Genomic DNA, 22,996 nt, shown 5'->3' on the forward strand with positions numbered 1-22,996 from the left:
AAAGTGTTAACCTGGTCAATCTATTAACCCGGTTAACGTTTTTGGAGGTGTGATGGGAACGCTCGACGAGGAGCGCGAGCACGTCGAACGCTGCCGGGCCGGCCTGCGCAGGATGCTGGACGGCGCACGGGACAACGTGATCGTCGGTGAGACCGTGGCCGGCGACCGCTACAGCGCCGAACGCCTGGGACGCCACCTCAAGAGCCTGGCCAAGGAGCTGAGCGTGGAGCCCGACGGCCCGCCGTTCTTCGGCCGGCTCGACTTCGGCGCGGACTCGGCCGAGCACGGCGGGCGCGCGTACCACATCGGCAGGCGGCACATCAGCGGCGAGCGCGGCGGCCCGCCCGAGGTGATCGACTGGCGCGCGCCGGTCGCGCGGGCGTTCTACCGGGCCAGCGCCCGCGACCCCCTCGGTGTCGCCGTACGCCGGCGTTTCGGCTGGTCGGACGGCACGCTGACGAGCTTCGAGGACGAACGGCTCGCGCGCGGCGAGGAGGGCGGGGGCACGCTGCTCGCCGCCGAGATCGAGCGGCCCCGCGTCGGCCCGATGCGCGACATCGTCGCCACGATCCAGCCCGAGCAGGACGATCTCGTACGCGCCGAGCTGGACACCTCGATCTGCGTCCAGGGCGCGCCCGGCACCGGCAAGACCGCCGTCGGCCTGCACCGGGCCGCCTACCTGCTCTACGCGCACCGCCGCCGCCTCGGCCGGGACGGCGTGCTGGTGCTGGGCCCGAACCGGGCCTTCCTCGGCTACATCTCCGCCGTCCTGCCCGCGCTCGGGGAGGTGGACGTCGAGCAGACCACGCTGGAACGGCTGCTCGCGACGGTCCCCGTCACGGCCGAGGACACGGAGGAGGCGGCCGTGGTCAAGCACGACGTACGCATGGCACGGGTGCTGCGCCGGGCCCTGTACGGCCGCGTGCGCAAGCCGGTCGAGCCGGTCGCGATCGCCGACGGCTCCTACCGCTGGCGCGTGCCCGAGGACGAGCTGCGCCGCATCGTGGACGACACCCGGCGCGAGTCCCTCCCCTACGGCGTCGGCCGCGAACGCGTCAGGGCCCGCGTGGTGGCGGCCGTGCGCCGCCAGGCCGAGTCGCGCGGCGCGACGGCGAACGCCGCCTGGCTGCGCCGGATCGGCCGCGGCGTCACCGCGTGGCTGGACGGCGTCTGGCCCGCCGTCAAACCGCAGGAGATCCTGTACGAGGTGCTGCGCGGCCCCTCGGGCGACGCCCCCGACCCGGCGCGCGGCGTGCTGACCGAGGCCGAACGCGCGGCCGTCACCTGGGCCAGGCCGCCCCGCGGCGTCAAGAGCGCCCGGTGGACGGCGGCCGACCTGGTCCTGCTGGACGAGCTCGCCGGTCTGATCGAGCGTCCGCGCGGCTACGGGCACGTCATCGTGGACGAGGCCCAGGACCTGTCGCCCATGGAGTGCCGGGCCGTGGCCAGGCGCAGCGAACACGGCTCGCTGACCGTGCTGGGCGACCTGGCGCAGGGCACCACGCCGTGGGCCGCCACCTCGTGGGCGCCGCGCATGGAGCTGCTGGGCAAGCCGGACGGCGAGGTGATCGCGCTCACGACCGGCTTCCGGGTGCCGGCGGCGGTGGTGGAGCTGGCCAACACGCTGCTGACGGCGCTGGAGGTGCAGGTGCCGGCGACGCGCTCGTACCGGTCGGACGGCCGGCTGCGGGTGACGCGCGCCGCCGGGCTGGGCGAGGGGGTGGTCGCGGCGGTGCGCGACGCGCTCACGTTCGAGGGCTCGGTCGGGGTGATCGCGGCCGACGCCGAGGTGGAGGCGCTGACGTCCGCGCTGTGGAACGACGGCCTGGACGTGAGCGGCCGGCTCAGCGTCGTGCCCGCCTCGCTGTGCAAGGGCCTGGAGTACGACCACGTCGTCCTGGCCGAGCCGGCCGCCATCGCCGAGGCGGAGCGGCGCGGACTCAACCGCCTGTACGTGGCCCTCACCCGTGCCGTCTCCCGCCTCGACGTCGTGCACGCCCGGCCGCTGCCGCCGGAGCTCGCCCTGCCCGCGGCAGCCGCCTGAAATGGGCAGATGCCGGGTACGCGTGGCTCGACAGGGCCTGCCGTTCGGTGTGTGATGTGGTTCACCCTCAGGAAGGAGCCGCCCGTGACCGCTTCGCAGGACCCGCCCCCAGGCGACGATCCCGGCCGGCCGCCACCGCCGGCTCCCGCGCGCCGGCCTCGGGTGAGCGACCAGGTCCTGTCGATCATCGGGTTCGTCTGCGCCGTGGTGGCCGTCCTGTACGTCCCGGTGCTGTTCGGCCTGGCGGGCGTCGTGCTGGGCATCGTCGGCCACACCCGCGGCGAGCCCCTGGGCCGCTGGGCGGCCATCGCCGCGGGCGCGGCCATGCTGGCCGGGACGATGCTCAGCATCCTGCTGGTCCCGCGCTGACGTACGGCTCCAGGGCCGTCCGTGCGGCCCCGTGCGATCCTTGAGGGGTGCTTTCGCCCATCGACGCGCTGCGCGAGCAGGTCACCGCCCGGTTGTCCGCCTTCGACCGCCGGCAGGTCCCGCCGGCCGGGGGCGTGCGCCGCGCCGCCGTCACCGTGTGCGTGCTGGAGGACGCCGGAGGCGGCCCGTACGTCATCGTGATCAGGCGCGCCGCCAGGGGCCGCAACCCCGGGCAGTGGGCGCTGCCCGGCGGGCGGGCCGACGACGGCGAGCAGCCCGTGGCGGCGGCGCTGCGCGAGCTGGCCGAGGAGACCGGCGTCACCGGCGTCGAGGTGGCCGGGCTGCTCGACGACTTCGTCACCGACTCGGGGTTCGTGATCACGCCGGTGGTGGCGTTCGGCGGCCGGCAGGAGCCGGTGCCCGATCCGCGCGAGGTGGCCTCGGTGCACGCGGTGCCGCTGGAACGCTTCCTGGCGCCGGGGGTGCCGCGCTGGAAGGGGAAGCTGCTGCAGATGCCGCTGGGGCCCTCCATCGTGATCCACGCGCCGACGGGGGCGATCCTGTGGCAGTTCGCCGAGGTGGCGTTGCGGGGGCGCGAGCAGCGGGTCTTCGACGTGGCCCAGCCCCACTGGACCAGGACCTGAGGGTGGCCCAGCCGTACTGGGCAGGGGGCCTGATGCGCGGCTCAGCCGCACTGGAGCGAGGGCCTGATGCTCGGCTCAGCCGCCTGGAGCGAGGGCCTGAGGGCCCGCGACCTGTCGAAACCACGCTCAAAGCGGAAGCCGCGATTACCTTTCCTGCCGGACGGTGTGCTTAACTCAAGATTGCCGATGTGGTCTGTGTCCCCCGGGCCGCAAATTACCGCCTTCACGGAATACCGTTCGGCTGGAGCCGTGTTGTGCACCTCGCCGAGGAGGCGACCGCCACATCGGCCTAAAAGCTTTCCCAGGCGTCCCGCCGCACCGGCGGGACGCCTGCTTTATTGTGGGGTGGCCGCCCGCCCGATGATCAGGAGAGCTCGTTGCTGTACGAAGTGGTCAAGTTCGCCTCCGCGCCGCTCGCCAACGCGATGTGCCGTCCGCACATCTCCGGCGCGGCGCACGTGCCGCGGACCGGCCCCGCGATCCTGGCCGTCAACCACCTCTCGATCCTCGACTCGTTCCTGCTGCCCGCGCTGCTGCCCCGCCACGTGACGTTCACGGCCAAGAACGAGTACTTCTCCGGCAACCCCGTCTCCGGCTTCTTCATGCGGCTGGGCGGCAGCCTGCCGATCGACCGCGAGAGCGCGCACGCCGCGCAGGCCATGCTCGACGACGCCGCCGCGCTGCTGGAGCGGGGTGAGCTGTTCGGCATCCACCCGGAGGGCACCCGCTCCCCCGACGGCCGCCTCTATCGTGGCAAGATCGGGGTGGCCTGGCTGGCGCTGAAGACCGGCGCGCCGGTGCTGCCGGTGGCGCTCAGCGGCACCGAGAAGGTGCTGCCCGTGGGCGCGAAGGTGCCCAGGCCCGCCCCCATCGGCATCACGATCGGGGCGCCGATGCGGTTCGAGGGCGACCACACCAAGGCGCGCGACCGGCGGCGGGTGACCGACGAGATCATGATGGCCATCCAGCGGCTGTCGGGGCAGGAATACGTGCCGACCTACGCGGCCAGTTACAAGGCATCCAATGGCATGTCATAGCACGACGCCGGGCTCGGACGCCTGGGGTCGGGAAACAGGGGGCTGATCAGTGGCACGGGGTCGTACCATCGCGATCGTTTCCGGCGCCACCGTGCTCGCGGTGGGGGCCGCGGCCGGCGGGGCGTACTACGTGCTGCACACCAGGGGCACCCCGGCCGAGACCGCGCAGCGCTTCGCCGCGGCCTGGCAGGCCGGCGACAAGAGCGCCATGACCCGCGAGCTGGCCACGCCGCAGCAGCTGGGCGCCTACGACCAGCAGCGCAGCGCGCTCGCGGTCGAGTCGGCCGCGATCAAGCTGGGCCGGGTCACCGAGGGCGACGACCGCGCCACCGTCCCCTACACCGCCACGCTCAACCTGAAGAACCTCGGCGAGTGGACCTACGAGGGCGAGATCGGCCTGGTGGTGGCCGACCGCACCTGGAAGGTCGACTGGAAGCCCACGACGCTGCACCCGTCGATGACGCAGGGAGCGGCGTTCTCGCTCAAGACCAGCTGGCCGGACCGCGCCAAGATCACCGACGCCTCCGGCGAGCGCATCGACACCAGCACGGTCGGCGGGTCGGTACAGCAGCTCGTCGGCTACCTCGACAAGGCCACCAAGAAGGACGTGGCCAAGCTGGGCTCGGCCTACAAGGTCGGGCAGGCGGTGGGGCGCGGCGGGTTGCAGGAGACCTTCCAGAAGCGGCTGGCCGGCCGGCCCGCGACCGAGATCCGGCTCGGCGACAAGACGCTGAAGACCATCGAGGGCGCCGAGGGCGAGCCGGTCGAGACCACGCTCGACCCCGAGGCGCAGGCCGCCGCCGTGACCGCGATCAAGACCGTCAAGAAGCCCGCCTCGCTGGTCGCGATCCGGGCTTCGACGGGCGGGATCCTGACCGTGGTCAACAACGTGGGCGGGTTCAACCGGGCGCTCGACGGCCGCTACCCGCCGGGCTCGACGTTCAAGGCGGTCACCGCGATCGGGCTGCTGGCGGCCGGGATGTCACCCGAGGACAAGGTGACCTGCCCCATGTACGCCAACGTCGGCGGGCTCAAGATCCGCAACTCCGACAAGGAGGAGTTCGGCAGCCTGTCGTTCCTCGACTCCTTCGCCCACTCGTGCAACACGACCTTCGCGCCGCTGGCCGAGCAGAAGCTGGGGACCGACAAGCTGCTCGAAGCTGCCGAAAGCGTCGGCTTCAACCAGCCGCTCAACATCGGCGTGCCCGCCGCCAAACCCAGCTTCCCCAAGGCCACGTCGGACGCCGAGCTGGCCGCCGAGGCGTTCGGGCAGGCCAGGATCACGGCCAGCCCGCTGACGATGGCCTCCGTCGCCGCGGCCATCGCCGACGGCACCTGGCGTCCGCCGACACTGGTGCCCTCGATCAAGCAGAAGGCCACCGAACGCGAGCTGCCCGACGGGGTGAAGTCCGGGCTGCACACGATGATGTCGGCCGTGGTCACCAAGGGCACCGCCAAGTCGGCGGGGCTGCCCGCGGGCACTCACGGCAAGACGGGGACGGCGGAGTACGGGACCGGCGAGAAGCTGGAGTCGCACGCCTGGTTCATGGGGTTCAAGGGGGATGTGGCGTTCGCCGTGGTCGTGGAGGGCGGGGGCGGCGGCGGGGCCGTCGCCGCCCCGGTGGCGGCCACGTTCCTCAAGCATCTGTGAGGCTGGAGCCCTCCGGGTCGGCGGCGTCCAGGTTTGCGGCATCCGGAGCGGTGGCGTTCGGTTTTGCGGCACCTGGGTCGTTTGCGTCCGGGTTGGCGGCGTCCGGATTTGCGGCTTTCAGGAGGAAGCGGCGGATTTCGGTGGCCACCCGGTCGGGGTGGCCGCGCTGGGCGGCGTTGGAGGTGGCGCTGTGGTCGAGGCCCTCCATCAGCACGCGGCGGGCGCGCGGCAGGACCCGCTCCAGCCCCGCGAGTGCCGAACGCAGGTAGGCGGGGCTTCTGGTGCCGCCGAGCAGCAGCACCTCGGCCCGTACCGGACGGTACACCGCCAGGTCTCCTGCGGCCCGCGCGGCCAGCTCCAGGTCCTGGCGCAGCGTCGGCGCCAGCTGCCCGAACGACTGCCCGTCCTGACGCTTCAGCATCAGGGTGGTGAGCAGCTCCAGCACCGGACGGGGCAGGGCCTGGAAGATCGGCGGGCCCAGCCGGGCGGCCTTCATGCCGGTGACGAGCGCGGCCGCGGTCTTGCCTGCGGCCAGCTCGCGGTCCAGGCGCGGCAGGCAGTCTGACGGGAAAGCGTTCGCGTCCTCGAACAGCGGGGGCTCGAAGACGACGGCCTTGCGTATGTCCGAACGTTCGAGCAGGGTGCGCAGCGTGATGATCGCGCCTGAGCTGACGCCGGCCACGTACGGCGCTTGCGTGGCGTCGAGCAGCGCCTCCAGGTCCTCGATCTCGCTCCGCAGGCCGTAATCGGGGCCGGCCGGGCCGCTGCGGCCCCGCCCTCGGCGGTCGGGGAGGTAGCAGGTGAAGGCGTCGGACAGGGCCTGGGCCAGCTCGATCTGGCTGTGTCCTGTCTGCATGGCGCCGTGCAGGATCACCAGGCCGGGGCCGTGCCCGACCTCGTGGTAGGCGATCTCGGTGCCGTCGGCGGACGTGACGGTGCCGATGGTGGTCGTGGTCATGGGGCTCCCATCGTTTCTCGTTTCCGTACGGAAGGTCCGTACGGTCTGCACGCGAAGGAAGCCCGGCTATCGTGGGATCTGCCATCTCGTGGGCCGGGGCTCCGCTTCGCGGGTCTTTCGGTCGGCGAGGTCTCCCGGCGGTGGTGTTGCCGCACCTCCGCCGGGCTTTTTCACTCTTCTGTCGCTCCCCTTTCCGCGAGTTCGGCGAGGCCGGGCGGCATGCGGCCGGTCCGGTGAAAGTCGCGCCAGGCGTCCAGGCCGGGGAAAGTGCCTTCGGCCAGCTCCACCAGCAGCGAACGCACCCAGCCGGCCTGCGCCTCCAGCATCGCCAGCGCGTACTCGGACTCGACGAGGAACAACCTGGGCAACTCGCCCCGCTGCTCCTCCAGCGCCCGCCGGTCGGCCTCGATCCGCTCCTCCAGCGACCCGAGCCGGCGCCGCAGCAGCTCCGTCACCTCGTCGGGGGTCAATCCGCCCATCACCGACAGGCCGGCCTCGAACGAGGACGGCTCCCGCTTGGGGGTGGACAGCAGCTCGCGGGTCCAGTCCTCGGCCTCCCGGCGGCCCGCCTCGGTGACGCGGTAGACGGTCCGCTCGGGACGGGCGCCCTGCCGTCCGCTCTCGACCGCCTCCAGCAGGCCGTGTTTGTCGAGGTTGCGGACGACCGTGTAGAGGGTGCCCCATTTGATGGGCATGTCCTGGTCCTTGCCACGGGCACGCAGGATGGAGGCCATCTCGTACGGGTGCATCGGGCGCTGGACGGCGACGGTGAGCACGGCCAGAGCCAGCAGGTTACTCACCGGGCGCCGTTTGGCCATGCCGCACCTTCCCTTACTCCGTATACTCGTGTGCGAGTATACGGCGGCGAGTATTCGGCCGGCAAGGGTTGTTCGTGGCTCTGCGATTCCGGCGCCTTCAGCCGGACCAGAACCGGTCGAGTTCCGCGCAGATGAAGTCGGTCCGCTCCTGGAACACCCAGTGACCGCACTGCTCGATGACGCCGCCGTACGCGTTCGCCGCGATGGCCCTGGCGCTGTCGACACAGTGGGCGCCGAACGACGACCGGCCGCCCCACGCCATCATCGGCACGGTGAGTTTGTCGGTCGTCAGCCGCTTCGTCTGCTCGGCCGCCTCCGGTATGGAGCCGTACAGGTTGAGACTCGCGCGCAGGTTGCCGGGCTGGCGCATCTGCGTCACGTACGCCTGGATCTCCGATTCGGGCATCGCGGTCGGGTCGTAGGCGAAATCGCGGAAGAAGTGCCGCAGGTACTGCTCCTCGCGGCCCTCGACGAGGAAGCGGGTGACGTCCATGTTCATGTGCAGGACGAGGTGCCAGTACGCCACGCGGGGATCCACGTAGCCCGGGTAATCGAGGCCGAAGAACGGCGTCTCGATCGCCGACAGCGACAGGGCACGATCGGCCGCCAGATAGGCGAGGGCGACGGAAGCCGGCCCGCCGAGGTCATGGCTCAGGATGTGGAAACGCTCCGCGTGCTCGGCGTCGGCCAGGCCCAGCAGGTCGGCCGCGATCGTCATGGGGTCGTAGCCGCTGAACGGCTTGTCGCTGTCGGCGAAACCCCGCAGGTCCGGGACGATGAAACGGTACTTGTGGCCCAGCCGCTCGATGACGACCAGGTACTCGCGGTGCGTCTCCGGCCAGCCGTGCAGGCACAGAACGGCCGGCCCGGAACCGGCGGTGACGTAGTGCAGCCGGACCCCGTTGGTCTCCGCCCGCTGGTGTTTCACGTCCATCAGAACCCCCCGTCCTGACATTTCCCACCCCGTCCCATGCACGGGCAAGGATCAGGCAACCGCTGCGCATGCACGCGCTCGGCGTTACGAACCGGCTTCGCCTGGTTCCCTGGCGGCTCGGCGTACGGCATAAGCGGCGGCCAGAAGTGAGAGGCCGAGTCAGATGGACGGGAGGTCCCGGCCGTTCACGGGAAGCGCGTCGAAAACGACGACCAGGAAACGCTCGCTGCCCAGCACCCTGCCGAAAGCGTTCGCCAGGACGTTGACGCATCCACCGGCGACCAGAAATGCGGTCACGGCGCGAGCGAACCGCCGTCCGCGCCATTTTCCCGTCAGCGCCACCAGCAGTGCGGGAAAGGCGAACAGCAGCAGCGCGGACTCGATGACCGTCAGCCAGAACACCGGCGAATTCCCGCGCACGATCATCGAGGCGAGCGCGCCGATCCCCAGGCCGGCGTCCGGGTTCGCGATGTCGCAGGAACCTGGTGTCGTCCTGGCCCAGCCGCACGGGGAATACATCGTCGGCAACAGAGCTGACACAGCAGCGGCTAATCGCCATAAGACTGCTCGCATATTTCCCGCCTCTCGGAAGTGATCGTCAGACGGAAAGGGAGTATGCCATGCGGGAAGAACAGCGATTGGGCCGGATTTCAGCGGGCCGGCCTGGCGGACGGCGCTCAGGAAGAGCAACGCCACGACCGCTGCTTGAGACCTCGGACTTCCGGTCTGGAAATGCTGCTGGGGTCGGTCAGCGGCCGGTCGCGCCGTCGATCAGTTCGCGCAGGATGTCCGCGTGGCCGGCGTGGCGGCCGGTCTCCTCGATCAGGTGGGTGAGCGCCCAGCGGACGCTCGGCCCCGGACGGCCCGGCCTGGGCAGCGGGGCGCCGAGGTCGGTGCAGCCGTCGAGGACGTCGTTCGCGCGCTCGACCGTCTCCCGGTAGCGGCCGACGACGTCGGCGACGCTGTCCGCCGGCACGGCGTGGAACGTCGCCTGCCAGCCGGTGACCTCCTCCCCGAGGAAGGTGGCGCGTTCGACGAAGGTGAGGTGGTTGAGCAGGCCGAGCAGGTTCGTACCGGAGGGTACGGCGGGGGTGCGGACCTGGGGTTCAGGGGCGCCGTCGACCTTCGCGGCGATCGACGCGCGCAGGTAGTCGAGGAAGCCGCGCAGGACCTCGATCTCGGTGCCTCCGGTACGGGGTGGCGGAGTGTCGCGGCGGCGGGAGGCGGTGGGCATGGTGATCCCCTTCGTACGGGAACGGCTCCGGCGCGGGCCAGGCCGTGCGGGGTCGTCGCGAGCTCGGACCGGCACATGGTCGGACTCGGACCGACATGTGGATGGTCAAGCTGTGCGGCGGATGAGGAGGACGTGGTCGGTGACCTCGGCGGTGCGGCCGCCGGGTCCGGTCGCGATTCGGCGGGGCGCGTCGGCGCGCTCGACCGTCCACGCCGCCGGGTCCAGGCCGATGCCTGCGGCGATCTCCTGCGGGGACGGATAGTGAGCGTCGGGGTCTTGCTTCCATGACCACGGCATGCTCGAACCGTGATCGACCACCAGCAATCGCCCGCCCGTACGCAGCGCGTGCGCAGCCGTACGCAGGATGGCCGGGCGGTCCACGTCGAACGGGGTGTGCAGGTAGTGGGCGCAGATCAGGTCGAACTCGCCCTGCGGGAACGACTCGTGCAAGGCATGCCGTTCCGTGACGATCCGGTCGTCCAGGCCGGATGAGCGGGCGAGGCCGGCGAGCCGCTCGACCGCGACGGCCGAGATGTCGACGGCGGTGACGTGCCACCCCTGGCGGGCGAGCCACAGCGCGTCACCGCCGTCGCCACAGCCGAGGTCCAGCGCGTCGCCGGGCGGCAGATCGGCGACCGTCTCGGCGAGGCGGTCGTTCGGGCGCGGGGCGGTGGCCGCGGGCCGGGCCGCGTAGAAGCCGTCCCAGAACGTGGTCATGTCGGTGGTGCTCATCGAAACTCCCTCTGCTGCCGGGTGGCTGCGCTCATCAGGACGTTCACGATCCGAATGCCGCCCCAGGCCGGAACGCGTGTCAGGCCGTAAGGCGCCTCAGATCGGAACTCGCTCAGTCTCCCCAGACCTGCCCGATCTGGCACGCGTTCTTGCGGTTCTGGCAAGATGGCCTCGTGGACGGCGCGACGGAGGAGGTGCTCGGCGCGGTGGGGCCGCGGCTGCGGGCGCTGCGCCGTGCGCGCGGGATCACCCTGGCCGACCTTGCGGCGACGACGGGAGTCTCGGAGAGCACGCTGTCCCGGCTGGAGAGTGGGCAGCGCCGGGCGACGCTGGAGTTGCTGCTGCCGCTGGCCCGCACCTACGACGTCCCGCTGGACGACCTCGTCGGCGCCCCGCGCACGGGTGACCCCCGGATCCATCTGAAGCCGATCCGGCAGTACGGGATGATCTTCGTTCCGCTGTCCCGGCGACCCGGCAGCACGCAGGCGTTCAAGATGATCATCCCCGCCCGCCCCGAACCGCTCGAACCGACGCCGCAGACGCACGAGGGCTTCGAATGGCTGTACGTGCTCAACGGCCACCTGCGGCTGGTGCTCGGCGAGCGCGACCTGACGATGACGGCTGGCGAGATCGCCGAGTTCGACACGTCGCTGCCGCACTGGCTGGGGAGCGCGGACGGCGGCGCGGTGGAGCTGCTGGTCCTGTTCGGCCTGCAAGGGGTACGCGCGCACGTACGCGCCCGGCCTCGGCAGTCGTCCCACGACGAGAGCTAGACGCGGCGGGAACCGGACGCAGCCGAAACCGGGCACGGCGGAACCAGACACCGCCGGAACGAGACGCGGCGAAGGCGGCGGGCGAGACGGCGGCGCGAGAACGAGCGGCTCAGGCCAGGTCGTCGCCTGGCCCAGACCGCGGTCAGGCGGCCGTTTGGACGGTCGGCTCGTGGCGGACCGGGAAGTTGACCGAGGCGGCAATGTAGCAGGACTTGTGGGCGTCGGCGTGCAGCGCGAGGGCGGTTTCGGTCATCTCGGGCGCGGCCACCGTGACCATCGGGTGGAGCACCACCTCGGTGAAGTGGCCGCCGTCCGCGGTCTCGGCCATCGTGCCGGTCGCTGTGTCGGCGTACGCGGTGACGACCACCCCGGCCATGGCGCACTTGTGCAGGTACCAGAGCATGTGGCACTGGGAGAGCGAGCCGAGCAGCAACTGCTCGGGGTTCCAGCGGGCCGGGTCGCCACGGAAGGCGGGGTCAGCGCTGCCCGGGATGGTGGGCGGGCCCTCGGCCGACAGCTCGTGCTCGCGGCCGTAGTCGCGGTAGCCGCTGGTGCCCGTGCCTTTGTCGCCGGTCCAGGTCACGACGGTCTGGTACGTATGCTGGCGGCTCATCGACGATCTTCCTCACTGTCTGGGTCCCCCTGGTGGGGCTCCAGATCACGTTAGCGAAACGGGCCTGGCATCCTGTCAGCCGGGCATAGCGCGGCCGGCCCAGCAATCGGGTACACGGCTGCAGCCCCGTCCGGCCCTTGTGGACGCCCTGCTCCGCGGCCGGGCACTGCCGCTGACGACGCCGTTCGGGCAAGGGGTCGAGCACGATATCCCATCAGCGGCCAAGACCCCTGACCACCGGTGAGGGCACGGTCTGACCCCAGGGCTCGGGCATCGGTCCAGCGGACGAAAGTACTCACTCGCCAGCGGCCACCAGGCACCGGGTCTGCCCGATCAGCGGACCCCGTAGCTCCGACTAGCTGACCGGATTGTCGAGGACGGTCACTGTCGTCTGCTCGCCGTCCAGCCAGTCGATCTCGATGCCGACCCCGGTGGCTGCCTCGATGAAGGCGAGCGCCGTGGCGCGTCTGCCGTCGAAGTCCTCGCGGTCGAGGGCGTCGAGCATGACGTGGAAGTCGGCGAAGACGTCCGGCGCGGGCTCTTCGTCGATCCGTTCGCCGAGAACGTAGTTCCAGATCGACGCCTGGATCCTGCCGCCGGCCGCGCAACGGATCGTCGATGTGCCGTTGACCTGCCATGACGTGGTCCACACGCGGGCGTCCTCGCTGAGCGTGCGCAGCAGTTCGTCGGACGGCGGGTCGCCGTACGTGCACTCCAGGAACCCGTACCCGCCGTCGCCCTCGAAGACGAAGAGCAGGGTGAGGTCCTCGTTCAGAGCCAGCTCCATGGGGTGGTCCACGGTGAGTTCCTCCGGGTCGCGCCCTCCGTTCATCCGCCACAGGAGGTCGTCCGGCGTCATCTCGTCGTCGAAGGGCTGCACCACCGTCCAGCAGGCGCCGTCCGTGAGCCACTGGTGCCGTTTGAAGAGAGCGCGGTAGTGATCAAGCACATGATCATCATGGGGCATCAGCAGGCCGGGAGGAATGGTCCGGCTGCGCTTTCCGCACCCTGCTGCTGGTCGTCACGGCTGGTCGGCACTGCAACTCGTCGCCACAGCTCGCCGCCACAGGCCGTCACCACAAGTTGCCCCAACAGGCCGTCACCGGGTGTCAGAGCCGGCTGCGCAACCAATCCAGGCCGGATTCGGCGTGGGTGACGATGGTGAAGTGGCTGTCGCCCTCGCAAAGCCGCAGTTCGGCGTTCGGGCAGTGGGTCGCGAGCCACTTTCCGTGGGTGGCGGGGATGATGCGGTCCTCGGTGCCGTGCAGCAGGAGGGTCGGGGCCTCGATGGCGGCGGGGTCGCAGCCCCAGGCGTGGGTGTAGGAGACGTCGTCGTCGATCTGGCCGTACGGGCCGGCGTCGAGGGCCGGTTCCGAGACCTTGCCCAGCCATCCCCACGGGCCCTCGAACAACGCCAGGTCCGCGGCGGTGAACTCGCAGTCGTAGGGGAATGCGGACGTCGCCAGTGCCGTGCGCACGTCGCGGCCCGCCGCCGCCGTGCCCAGCGCGGCCACCCCGGACGGGACCATTCCCGCGAACCAGTCGAGCCCCTCCACGCCGTACGGGGCGATGCCGGCCAGGGTCAGCACCGCTTGGACTCGGCTGCCCAGCGACGCGGCGCATCCCAGGGCGTAGGTTCCGCCGCCGGAGTAGCCGGCGACGGCGAACCGGTCGAGACCGAGGGCGTCGGCGACCGCCGCGGTGTCGCGGGCGATCGACGCCACGCTGCGGCCGGGGTCGGGGCTGGAGCCGCCGTAGCCCGGTCGGTCGAAGGACACCCATCGCAGGCCGAGCCTGTCGGCCGCGGCGAAGAGCGGCTCCGGCGGGGCGCCCAGGTTCGGCGTGCCGTGGTGCCATACGACGGGCAGCCGTCCGTTCTCCGCGGCGTCGTAGACGTGCAGCGTGCGGCCGTCGCCCATCGTGAGGTCCCGTTCGATCATCTTCGGGACTTTACCCCTGCTCACGCTGGGGTTCCCAGTGCCGGGTCACCACCGCTGAGGTACTCGGTGGCGGGTCACCGCCCGCGAGGTGACGGCCCCCCGCCACCGTGGTCCCGCCACCGTGGTCCCCCCACCAACAGGGAGCCTCGCCAGGGTCGGCAGGAGGTCGATCAGGGCGCCCGGCCCACCGCGACGGTTTCCCCTGGCACCTGGCCGTGGGCAACGGGCTTGCCAGGACGTCTGCGACGGCCCTGCTCGGACACCCGGTCGGCTGCGAATGCCTCCCCCGGGCCGGCTTGTCCCGGGCGTGGGTGGTGCGCTGCGGGACGTGGGGCATCGCCTCATGGGCGTGATCTTCGGGTGGGTCGGGCCGGCCGTTCTCACGTCGGTGCCGGCTGGGGTGCGGTCAGAAGGAGACTGCCAAGGCCAGGGCCGTGGCGGCCTCGTGGCTGAGAACCATGACCAAGAGTGTGGCGACCAATGTAGCGATGAGCAACCAACTGATGACAATGATGACCGTCGAGCGGCGTGGCCGGTGCCTCGGACCCGGCTGCCCCTTCGACCTCTCCTCGCTGCGGCGAACCCGCTCGTTGAACGACTCCAGTCGTGCGACGAGTCGGGGATCGTCGTCGACGAGGTGCTGCTCGATCTGGGCCAGCATTCGCTCCTCGTCCTGCGACCAGGCCATGGGTGCACCTCCGGAACGCAAGCTCTGTGGCGTCTTTCTGCCCAACCCTGAAGATCATTAGCCCCCGCCTGACCCAGTAATTGCCACCTCTTTTCGGTTTGCGATCATGCTCGAACCTTTGTTCTAATCATGGCATGCGCTGGGACAACCTGCGCCTGGCCGGGTCCGGCCGGGACGATCCGGCCGTGCCGCTCTTCGCTCGCGGCGCGGTGACCCGAACGTTCGACACGCCCGAATTCAGTGGGATGACCTTCTATGAGATCCGGGCCCGATCCATCATCAACCGCGTCCCCGCGGCCAGCCGGGTTCCGTTCGAGTACACGATCAACCCGTACCGGGGTTGCTCTCATAAGTGCATTTACTGTTTTGCCCGAAAAACGCACGAATATCTAGATTTGGATTCCGGGGCGGACTTCGACTCCAAAATCGTGGTGAAGGTCAACGCCGCCGAGCTGGCTCGCAAGGAGCTGGCCTCGCCTCGCTGGGGCGGGCACCACGTGGCCATGGGCACCAACGTCGACTGCTACCAGCGCGCCGAGGGGCGATATCAGCTGATGCGCGGCATCCTGGCCGCGTTGCGCGACGCCGCCAACCCGTTCTCCATCCTCACCAAGGGCACGCTGATCCTGCGCGACCTCGACCTGCTCACCGAGGCCGCCGACGTGACCGACGTCAGCGCCGACGTCTCGGTCGGGTTCGTGGATCCGGAGTTGTGGCGCGCCGTCGAGCCGGGCACGCCCAATCCGCGCCGCCGCCTGGAGACGTGTGCGACGCTCAACGACAACGGCATCGCCTGCGGGGTCCTGATGGCCCCGATCCTTCCCTATCTGACCGACTCCCCCGCCCAGCTCGACCGTACAGTCAAGGAGATCGCCGAGGCGGGCGCCACCCACCTCGTCCCGATCGTGCTGCACCTGCGGCCGGGGGCCAGGGAGTGGTGGCTGAGCTGGCTCTCGCGCGAGCACCCGCGCCTGGTGCCGCGCTATCTGGAGTTGTACGGGCGGGGCTCCTACGCGCCCAAGGCCTACCAGCAGCGGGTGACGGGCCTGGCCAGGGAGCTGGCCGAACGCCATGGGGTCGGCCGGTCCGTCCCGGCGATGGCCCGCCGCGCACCGTCCCGCCGCCGCCCTCCGATCACCCCCGAGGGCCCTGTGGTCCCACCCGAGCCGGAGCAGTTGCGCCTGCTCTGATCCCGTCCCCGCCTGACCCGAGGCACGCGGGGACGGTCAGAGATCGAGGCAACCGCACGCGGTGGCAGCCGGGGATGGAGACAACCGCATGTAGTGACGGGTGGGTGCGGACACGGCCGCATGTGGTGACGGCCGGGTGCGGGGACGGTCGCATGGCGACGATGGACGGGTGAGCCCGTGCGGGAAAGGGTTATTGAGGAGACGAGTAGGTGGTATGTCGGGTTTCGTCGTTTGATGGGTATTAACGGCCGTGGTGCACCAATACGGTGCATCTCATCCATTCGGGGGGAGATTTCCATGGCTGACACGAAGAAGAAACCCGCTTCCAAGTCCGGCAAGTCGAAGAAGCAGGCCATCAAGACCAGCCGGCAGGTCAAGGAGACGAAGCGGGACAGCCAGAAGACGTCCGGCGAGGAGTGACCATCCGGGCAGCCTGCCGATGGCTGCCGGGCCGGTGACCTGATCGGACGGCCGGGGTGGACGCCATAGTGACTGCCCGGCCAGACCTGATCAGAGGGCCTGGGCGGACGCCACGGTGTCTGTCTGGCCGGATCTGATCGGACGGCCGGGCCGGCGCCACGGTGACCGTCCGGCCGGATCTGATCGGACGGTCCGGGCGGTCACCGGGTGAGGCTGCTCGGCTGGAGATGATCGGACGGCCGGGGCAGTCGCTCGCCGAGGCTGCCCGGCCGGTGACCTGATCGGACGGCCGTGGCCCAGGGCGGCCCGGCCGTCCGATCGACCGTGGAGCTGCTCCATGTCGGCTTACCTGCGCTTCCCCGCCGTCTTCCAGGACGTGGTGGTCTTCGCCGCCGAGGACGACCTGTGGATGGTCTCCGCCCTGGGCGGGCGGGCCTTCCGGCTGACCGCGGGGCTGGCCGAGGCCGGCTATCCGCGCATCTCGCCGCGCGGCGACCAGCTCGCGTTCGTGGGACGCGAGGAGGGGCCCGAAGAGGTGTACGTGATGCCGTCCGGCGGCGGCGCGGCCCGCCGGGTGACGTTCCACGGCGCCCGCTGCACGGTGACCGGCTGGGATCCGGAAGGCCGCATTCTGTACGCCAGCGACCAGTCACAACCGTTCGAAGGCCGCAAATGGCTGCACCGGGTGAGGCCGGGCGGGGTGCCGGAGCGGCTGCCGTACGGGCCGGCGAACTCGATCGCGTACGGCCCGGGCGACATGATCGTGCTCGGCCGCAACACCGCGGACCCGGCGCGGTGGAAGCGCTACCGCGGCGGGACGGTGGGCGACCTGTGGATCGATCCGCGCGGCGACGGCGAGTTCCGGCGGCTGATCAGGTTGCCGGGCAACCTGGCCTCGCCCTGCTGGAGCGGCGGCCGGGTGTACTTCATCTCCGACCACGAGGGCGTCGGCAACGTCTACTCGTGCGACCCCACCGGCGGCGACCTGCACCGGCTCACCCACCATGACGACTACTACGCCAGGAACCTGTCCGGCGACGGGCAGCGCCTGGTCTATCACGCGGGCGCGGAGCTGTTCCTGCTGGACCCGGGTGAGGGGCCGCGGCGGCTGGAGGTGCGGCTGGCCAGCTCCAGGACGCAGCTCAACCGCAGGTTCGTGGAGGCCGCCGACTATCTCGACAGCGCGAGGCTGAGCCCGGACGGCAGCGCGCTGGCGATCACGGCGCGCGGCAAGGCGTACGCGATGGCGGACTGGGAGGGCCCCGTACGCCAGCACGGCCGCCCCGACGGCGTCCGCTACCGCTTCCTGACCTGGCTGAACGACGGCGTCCGGCTGATCGCGGCGGCCAGCGACGACGGCGACGAGGAGCGGCTGGTCGTCCTGGAGGGCGGCGAGGGCGGGCAGGGCACGGAGGTGGCCCGGCTGGGGCGGGTCAACGAGCTGGTCCCCGATCCCGCGCACGACCGGGTGGCGGTCGTCAACCACCGCGACGAGCTGCACGTGCTCGACCTGGCCACGGGCCGATCTGAGCTGGTCGAGGCCAACCCGCACGGCCCGCCGGAGGATCCGGCCTGGTCGCACGACGGCGAGTGGCTGGCGTACGCGAGCCCGTCGAGCTCCCGGTCCACCGCGATCAAGCTGCACCATCCGGCGACCGGCCGCACGGTCCAGGCCAGCGAGCCGGCGCTCAAGGACTCGATGCCGGCCTTCGACCCGGAGGGCCGCTACCTGTACTTCATCGGCCAGCGCGTCTTCTCCCCTGTCTACGACCAGCTCCAGTTCGACCTGGGGTTCCCGCTGGGGACGCGGCCGTACGCGGTGGCGCTCCGGGCGGACGCGCCGGACCCGTTCGTGCCCCGGCCCCGCCCGCTGGAGGAGCCGAAGGACGACGACGAGGAGGACGAGCCGGAGCCGCTGCGCGTGGACGTGGACGGGCTGGCCCGCAGGGTGACCGCGTTCCCGCTGCCGGAGGGCCGTTACGAGCGGGTGGCGGGGCTGAAGGGCAAGGCGCTGATCCTGACCAGCCCGCTCGAAGGGGAGGACACGCTGCACCTGTTCGACTTCGCCGGCGGCCACAACGAGCTGTTCGCCGAGGGCGTGGACGACTTCGAGCTCGGCCGCGACCACAAGACGCTGCTGTACCGGGCGGGGAATCGGCTGCGGGTGGTCAAGGCGGGCGAAGTGCCCGGTGACGGGGAGAGTCCCGGGCGTGAGACCGGCTGGATCGACCTGTCGCGGGTCAAGGTGTCGGTCTGCCCGGTGGCGGAGTGGCGGCAGATGTTCCGCGAGGCGTGGCGGCTGCAGCTGGAGAACTTCTGGACCGAGGACATGGCGGGCGTGGACTGGCCGGCCGTGTACGAGCGCTATCAGCCGCTGGTGGACCGGGTGACGACCCGCGGCGAGTTCTCCGACCTGCTGTGGGAGCTGCACGGGGAGCTGGCCACCAGCCACGCCTTCGAGAGCGGCGGCGAATACCGGCCGGGCCCCGACTACACGCAGGGCAAGCTGGGCGTGGACTGGCAGTATCGCGGCGGCGTCTACCGCATCGGCGCCCTCGTGACCGGCGACCTGTGGGACCCGAAGGCCACCTCGCCGCTGAACCGGCTCGGCCTCGACGTGCGCCCCGGTGACGCCGTGCTGGCCATCGACGGCGCGCCGATCGGGGTGGCCGCCACCCCGAACGAGCGGCTGGTCAACCAGGCGGGCGAGGAGGTCGAGCTGACGCTGCGGCGCGGCAAGCGCGTGTTCACGGTCACCGTACGCACGCTCGCCGACGAACGGCCGGCCCGCTACCGCGACTGGGTGAACCTCAACCGCGCCCAGTGCCACGAGCGCTCCGGCGGCCGGATCGGTTACCTGCACGTGCCCGACATGGGGGCCGAGGGGTTCGGGGAGTTCCACCGGGGCTTCCTGGCCGAGTACGACCGCCACGCGCTCATCGTGGACGTGCGCTTCAACGGCGGCGGCCATGTCTCGGCGCTGCTGCTGGAGAAGCTGGCCAGGCGGCGGCTGGGCTACGACTATCCGCGGTGGGGCGATCCCGAGCCGTACCCGCCCGAGTCGCCGCGCGGCCCGATCGTGGCGGTCACGAACGAGTGGGCGGGCTCGGACGGCGACATCTTCAGCCACACCTTCAAGCTGCTCGGTCTCGGCCCGCTGGTCGGCAAGCGCACGTGGGGCGGCGTGATCGGCATCTGGCCACGCCACCGGCTGGCCGACGGGACGCTCACCACGCAGCCGGAGTTCTCCTTCGCTTTCGACGATGTCGGCTGGCAGGTGGAGAACTACGGCACCGATCCCGACATCGAGGTGGACATCACCCCGCAGGATTACGCGCGGGGCGTGGACACGCAGCTCGAACGGGCGATCGACGTGGCGCTTGACCTGCTGGCCGACAATCCCCCGCATACTCCCGATCATCGGCACCGGCCGCGCATGCAACCTTAAGCATCCCCAAAGCGTCTAAAGATCATAGGTGGGGTTAGCGCACAGGGGATGAAAGCAAATGCGCTCCACCGACGAATAAGTATGAGACCGGTGGTGAGGCGAGCCCTCTCCGCCGGTCACGTGTGTCGAGACTTCTTCCGTGAAAAGGGGATCTGTTAAGTGCGCGCACTGGCACGCAAGGGCAAGTCGGCGATGGTCCGGCTCTATCGGGAGTACAACCGGCGCAAGAAGCGCGACGCGCCGCCGCCCTCGATCCGGCAGGTACGCATCCTGCTGCTGCACGCCAACGGGATGGGGGGCACCATCCGCACCGTGTTCAACCTGGCCAGTTACCTGGCCGAGGAGCACGACGTGGAGATCGTCAGCGTGCTGAAGGAGGCGGACGCGCCGTTCTTCCCCATCGATCCCCGGGTGAGGTTCCGTTTCCTGGACGATCGGATCGATCCCGGCATCGACCCGGTGCGCGCCATGTTGTCGAAGCTGCCGAGCCGGCTCCTCCCCAAGGAGGAGTCGGCGTACCACAGGTTCAACCTCTGGACCGACCTCAAGCTGGCTCGTTTCATCCGTTCGCTCGACACCGGCGTGCTCATGGCCACCCGCCCGGGGCTCAACCTCGCGCTCGCCCAATTAGCCCAGCCCGGTGTGATCACGATCGGGCAGGAACATGTGGCGTTGCGTACTCAGCCCGAACCCATCCAGGAGCTGATCAAGTGGCGTTACCGCCGCCTGGACGCCCTGGTCACCCTCACCAAGGCCGATCTGGCCGACTACCGCGAGACGCTGCCGAAGCAGCCGCGCAAGCTGGTCCGCATTCCCAACGCCGTGCCGCCGATGTCGGGCGAGGTGTCCAAGCTCGATGCCAAGGTGGCCGTCGCGGTCGGCCGGATGACCCGGATCAAGGGCTTCCACCGGCTGATCACCGCCTGGGAGACCGTCGCCGCCGCGCACCCGGACTGGAAGCTGCGCATCTTCGGCGCGGGGCCGCAGGAGGAGAACCTGGCCAAGCAGATCGTCGAGGCGGGCCTTGAGGGCAAGGTGGAGCTGCCGGGGCCGACGACCGACGTGGGCGCGGAGCTGGAGAAGTCGTCGATCTACGTGCTCAGCTCGCGGCACGAGGGCTTCCCCATGACGATCCTGGAGGCCATGGCGAAGGGGCTGGCCATCGTCAGCTTCAACAGCCCGCACGGGCCCAAGGAAATGATCAAGAACGAGGTGGACGGGCTGCTGGTCAAGCCCCGTACCAACGCGAACCTCGCCGCCGCCATCATGCGGGTGATCGAGGACGAGCAGTTGCGCCGGGACCTCGCGGCGCGGGCGCTGGAGACGGCGCACAAGTACGACCCCGACGTCGTCGGGAAGAAGTGGGACGCGCTGCTGGAGGAGCTGCTGGCGCGGCGCGACGGCTCGTGGGCCGCGGCCCGCCGGAGCAAAGAGCCCGTCGAGGCGCCCGCGGCGGAGGAGTCGTCCCCGGCGCAGGAGCAGCCCGCGGCGCAGGAGCAGTCGCCGGCTCAGCGATAAGGGTCTGATCACACACCCGAGCCGGTGAGTTCCACCGGCTCGGCGATGACGTCCACGAGCGCGCCGTTGCGGTGCACGGTGATGGGTAACGGCCGTCCGATCGCGTCGGCGAACATCAGCCGCTGCAGGCTCTGCGCGTCACCCACCGGGGTACGCCCGGCGCTCAGCACCAGGTCGCCGGCGCGCAGCCCGGCCCGGTGCGCGGGCGAGCCGGGCACCACCTCGACCACGCGCAGGGCGCCGTTCTGCCCGGTGCTCCTGCGCAGGTGCTCGGGCAGCGGCGCGGGCGAGGTCACCAGGCCCAGGAACGCCCGCCTGACGCGGCCGTCCCTGATCAGTGCGGTGATGATGGAGCGGGTGGTGGCGTTCATCGGCACGGCCAGCCCTACCCCGACCCCGGCCACGGCCGTGTTGATGCCGACCACCCGCGCCCGCGCGTCGGCCAGCGCCCCGCCGGAGTTGCCCGGGTTGAGCGCGGCGTCGGTCTGGATGACGTCCTCGATCAGACGGGTGGCGGCGCCGGCCCGGGCGGGCAGCGACCGGCCCAGCCCGGACACCACCCCGGCCGTCACCGAGCCGGTCAGCCCGAGCGGGTTGCCCACGGCCACCACGAGCTGGCCGACCACCAGCCTGTCGCTGTCGCCGAGCTCGGCCGGCGGCGGGGTGGCGGTGCGCGCCCTGATCACGGCGAGGTCGGACAGCGGGTCGCGCCCGACCACCTCGAAGTCGCCGGACACGCCGTCGGCGAACGCGACGGTGCCGGTGCGGGAGTAGCCGACCACGTGGGCGTTGGTCAGCAGGAAGCCGTCGCCGGTGAACACCACGGCGGAACCACTGCCCCGCCCGGCCCGCACGCTGGCCACCCTGGGCAGCAGCTCGGCGGCCACGGAAGACACGACCTGGGAGTAGGCGTCGAGGGGATCGGCCACCGTGACCTCCAATGTGCTTACTGGATTACACGGTAACTCTCCCCTTCAAAACCTGAGCGGGCTCCACGCGAAGCAGCGCCTGGGCGCGCGGGCCGCCCCTCTCGAAGCGGCGCCTGGGCTGAAAGCAGGGCTGGGGCTCAGGGCAAGGGCCCGGGCTCAGAGCAGGGCTTGGGCGAGGGCCGCGCCGCAGAAGGCCGCGCCGAGGCCCGCGACCACGCTGGCCACGGCGTTGGCGACCGCGTGGAAGCGGGCCCCCTCCTCCAGCAGCCGCACCGTCTCGTACCCCAGCGTCGAGTACGTCGTCAGCGCGCCGCAGAACCCCGTGCCCACCAGCGCCATCACCCCGTCGCCCACCGGCAGCGCGGCCACGAAGCCCAGCACCGCCGACCCGCTCACGTTGACGGAGAGGGTCCCCCAGGGGAACACCGTGTCGTGCCGCGCCTGCACCGCTCGATCCGCCAGGTACCGCAGCGGCGCCCCGACCGCCGCCCCCAGCACGATCAGCACGATCGTCATCGGACACCCGCCTCCGGCACGACGAGCACGACTGTCATCGGGCACCGATCCCGGGCACAATGCCGGCGGCGCGGCGGGTCAGCCACATGCCGGCCGCCGTCGCGGCCACCGCCGCCAGCATCGTGGCCACCAGGTAGACCAGGCCGATGAGCGGCGCGCCCGCCTCGACCGTCCGCCGCACGTCCACCGCGTACGTCGAGAACGTCGTGTAACCGCCCAGCACCCCCACCCCGAGGAACGGCCGCACCAGGCGGTGGGCCGGGCGGACCTCCGTGATCAGCACCATCAGCACCCCGATGAGCAGGCAGCCGGACACGTTGACCAGGAACGTCGCCCACGGGAAGTCGGCCGGCCCTGCGGGCAGCGCCGTCTGGACGGCGTGCCGGGCCAGCGCTCCGAGCGCGCCGCCGGGGGCGATCACGGCGAGTACCGGCCAGAGCGGCTCGGCCCGCTGCGCGGGAACGTGAAGATCGACATCGGGGTCGACGGGACGATCAGTCACACGACGCAGGCTACCGCCGCCTCCCCGGCGCGCCCTCG

General features: G+C 71.0%; 23 protein-coding genes. 10 read left to right on the forward strand and 13 right to left on the reverse strand.

The window, feature by feature from the left end; translation table 11 throughout:
• The first annotated feature begins 52 nt into the window (after window positions 1–52).
• From AB0C27_RS28670 to AB0C27_RS28690, 5 genes are all read left to right on the forward strand, one after another.
• Window positions 53–2,044 (forward strand): ATP-binding domain-containing protein, encoded by a 1,992-nt coding sequence (locus AB0C27_RS28670; protein WP_357849584.1) that lies wholly within the window; start codon window positions 53–55, stop codon window positions 2,042–2,044.
• Window positions 2,045–2,128: 84 nt separating this feature from the next.
• The gene (locus AB0C27_RS28675) at window positions 2,129–2,413 is read left to right on the forward strand and encodes a hypothetical protein (protein WP_357849586.1); all 285 of its coding nucleotides are present in this window, start codon (window positions 2,129–2,131) and stop codon (window positions 2,411–2,413) included.
• Window positions 2,414–2,460: 47 nt separating this feature from the next.
• Window positions 2,461–3,057: a CoA pyrophosphatase gene (locus AB0C27_RS28680; protein WP_357849589.1), complete on the forward strand. Its 597-nt coding sequence runs from the start codon at window positions 2,461–2,463 to the stop codon at window positions 3,055–3,057.
• Window positions 3,058–3,434: 377 nt separating this feature from the next.
• Window positions 3,435–4,094, forward strand: coding sequence for a lysophospholipid acyltransferase family protein (locus tag AB0C27_RS28685; RefSeq protein WP_357849592.1), 660 nt, complete (start codon window positions 3,435–3,437; stop codon window positions 4,092–4,094).
• A 49-nt stretch (window positions 4,095–4,143) separates the two neighbouring features.
• The gene (locus AB0C27_RS28690; protein ID WP_357849595.1) at window positions 4,144–5,745 is read left to right on the forward strand and encodes a penicillin-binding transpeptidase domain-containing protein; all 1,602 of its coding nucleotides are present in this window, start codon (window positions 4,144–4,146) and stop codon (window positions 5,743–5,745) included.
• Here AB0C27_RS28690 and AB0C27_RS28695 read toward each other — a convergent pair.
• The 6 genes from AB0C27_RS28695 to AB0C27_RS28720 all read right to left on the reverse strand — a co-directional run bounded on the left by AB0C27_RS28695 (window position 5,732) and on the right by AB0C27_RS28720 (window position 10,421).
• Window positions 5,732–6,703 carry an alpha/beta hydrolase gene (locus tag AB0C27_RS28695; RefSeq protein WP_357849598.1) on the reverse strand — a complete coding sequence of 324 codons (972 nt, stop codon included), beginning with the start codon at window positions 6,701–6,703 and terminating at the stop codon, window positions 5,732–5,734. The genes AB0C27_RS28690 and AB0C27_RS28695 overlap by 14 nt on opposite strands.
• A 170-nt stretch (window positions 6,704–6,873) precedes the next feature.
• Entirely contained in the window at window positions 6,874–7,521 is a 648-nt protein-coding gene (locus AB0C27_RS28700) for a PadR family transcriptional regulator (RefSeq protein ID WP_357849601.1), read from the reverse strand.
• Window positions 7,522–7,618: 97 nt separating this feature from the next.
• Window positions 7,619–8,455, reverse strand: a complete 837-nt coding sequence (locus tag AB0C27_RS28705; protein WP_357849604.1) for an alpha/beta hydrolase — start codon at window positions 8,453–8,455, stop codon at window positions 7,619–7,621.
• Between the two features lie 159 nt (window positions 8,456–8,614).
• Window positions 8,615–9,151, reverse strand: coding sequence for a hypothetical protein (locus AB0C27_RS28710; protein WP_357849607.1), 537 nt, complete (start codon window positions 9,149–9,151; stop codon window positions 8,615–8,617).
• Between the two features lie 52 nt (window positions 9,152–9,203).
• Window positions 9,204–9,689, reverse strand: a complete 486-nt coding sequence (locus AB0C27_RS28715; RefSeq protein WP_357849611.1) for a DinB family protein — start codon at window positions 9,687–9,689, stop codon at window positions 9,204–9,206.
• 105 nt (window positions 9,690–9,794) lie between these two features.
• On the reverse strand, window positions 9,795–10,421 hold the full coding sequence (locus AB0C27_RS28720) for a class I SAM-dependent methyltransferase (protein WP_357849614.1): 627 nt from the start codon (window positions 10,419–10,421) through the stop codon (window positions 9,795–9,797).
• Between the two features lie 173 nt (window positions 10,422–10,594).
• On the opposite strand from AB0C27_RS28720, the gene AB0C27_RS28725 reads away from it, so the two are divergent.
• Window positions 10,595–11,194 carry an XRE family transcriptional regulator gene (locus AB0C27_RS28725; RefSeq protein WP_357849617.1) on the forward strand — a complete coding sequence of 200 codons (600 nt, stop codon included), beginning with the start codon at window positions 10,595–10,597 and terminating at the stop codon, window positions 11,192–11,194.
• Between the two features lie 142 nt (window positions 11,195–11,336).
• On the opposite strand, the gene AB0C27_RS28730 is transcribed toward AB0C27_RS28725, so the two are convergent.
• From AB0C27_RS28730 to AB0C27_RS28745, 4 genes are all read right to left on the reverse strand, one after another.
• Window positions 11,337–11,807, reverse strand: coding sequence for an OsmC family protein (locus tag AB0C27_RS28730; protein WP_357849619.1), 471 nt, complete (start codon window positions 11,805–11,807; stop codon window positions 11,337–11,339).
• 355 nt (window positions 11,808–12,162) lie between these two features.
• The gene (locus AB0C27_RS28735) at window positions 12,163–12,756 is read right to left on the reverse strand and encodes a hypothetical protein (RefSeq protein ID WP_357849622.1); all 594 of its coding nucleotides are present in this window, start codon (window positions 12,754–12,756) and stop codon (window positions 12,163–12,165) included.
• 160 nt (window positions 12,757–12,916) lie between these two features.
• Window positions 12,917–13,747, reverse strand: a complete 831-nt coding sequence (locus AB0C27_RS28740; RefSeq protein WP_357849625.1) for an alpha/beta hydrolase — start codon at window positions 13,745–13,747, stop codon at window positions 12,917–12,919.
• Between the two features lie 406 nt (window positions 13,748–14,153).
• Window positions 14,154–14,435 carry a DUF3040 domain-containing protein gene (locus tag AB0C27_RS28745; protein ID WP_346112745.1) on the reverse strand — a complete coding sequence of 94 codons (282 nt, stop codon included), beginning with the start codon at window positions 14,433–14,435 and terminating at the stop codon, window positions 14,154–14,156.
• A 134-nt stretch (window positions 14,436–14,569) separates the two neighbouring features.
• On the opposite strand from AB0C27_RS28745, the gene AB0C27_RS28750 reads away from it, so the two are divergent.
• From AB0C27_RS28750 to AB0C27_RS28765, 4 genes are all read left to right on the forward strand, one after another.
• Complete coding sequence (locus tag AB0C27_RS28750) at window positions 14,570–15,625, forward strand: Rv2578c family radical SAM protein (protein ID WP_357849629.1); 1,056 nt, start codon at window positions 14,570–14,572, stop codon at window positions 15,623–15,625.
• Window positions 15,626–15,922: 297 nt separating this feature from the next.
• Complete coding sequence (locus tag AB0C27_RS28755; RefSeq protein WP_357849632.1) at window positions 15,923–16,045, forward strand: hypothetical protein; 123 nt, start codon at window positions 15,923–15,925, stop codon at window positions 16,043–16,045.
• Window positions 16,046–16,382: 337 nt separating this feature from the next.
• On the forward strand, window positions 16,383–19,493 hold the full coding sequence (locus tag AB0C27_RS28760) for a PDZ domain-containing protein (RefSeq protein ID WP_357849636.1): 3,111 nt from the start codon (window positions 16,383–16,385) through the stop codon (window positions 19,491–19,493).
• Between the two features lie 159 nt (window positions 19,494–19,652).
• Window positions 19,653–21,011, forward strand: a complete 1,359-nt coding sequence (locus AB0C27_RS28765) for a glycosyltransferase family 4 protein (RefSeq protein ID WP_357849639.1) — start codon at window positions 19,653–19,655, stop codon at window positions 21,009–21,011.
• An 8-nt stretch (window positions 21,012–21,019) separates the two neighbouring features.
• Here the strand turns inward: AB0C27_RS28765 and AB0C27_RS28770 are convergent, their stop codons facing one another.
• The 3 genes from AB0C27_RS28770 to crcB (AB0C27_RS28780) form a co-directional block, all read right to left on the reverse strand.
• The gene (locus AB0C27_RS28770; protein ID WP_357849642.1) at window positions 21,020–21,940 is read right to left on the reverse strand and encodes a trypsin-like peptidase domain-containing protein; all 921 of its coding nucleotides are present in this window, start codon (window positions 21,938–21,940) and stop codon (window positions 21,020–21,022) included.
• A 156-nt stretch (window positions 21,941–22,096) separates the two neighbouring features.
• Window positions 22,097–22,456, reverse strand: a complete 360-nt coding sequence (crcB, locus tag AB0C27_RS28775) for a fluoride efflux transporter CrcB (RefSeq protein ID WP_346112753.1) — start codon at window positions 22,454–22,456, stop codon at window positions 22,097–22,099.
• 34 nt (window positions 22,457–22,490) lie between these two features.
• On the reverse strand, window positions 22,491–22,958 hold the full coding sequence (gene crcB / locus AB0C27_RS28780; RefSeq protein WP_357849645.1) for a fluoride efflux transporter CrcB: 468 nt from the start codon (window positions 22,956–22,958) through the stop codon (window positions 22,491–22,493).
• Window positions 22,959–22,996: the final 38 nt, after the last annotated feature.

The sequence above is a fragment of the Nonomuraea sp. NPDC048882 genome, assembly GCF_040649755.1.
Taxonomy (GTDB): Bacteria; Actinomycetota; Actinomycetes; order Streptosporangiales; family Streptosporangiaceae; genus Nonomuraea; species Nonomuraea maheshkhaliensis.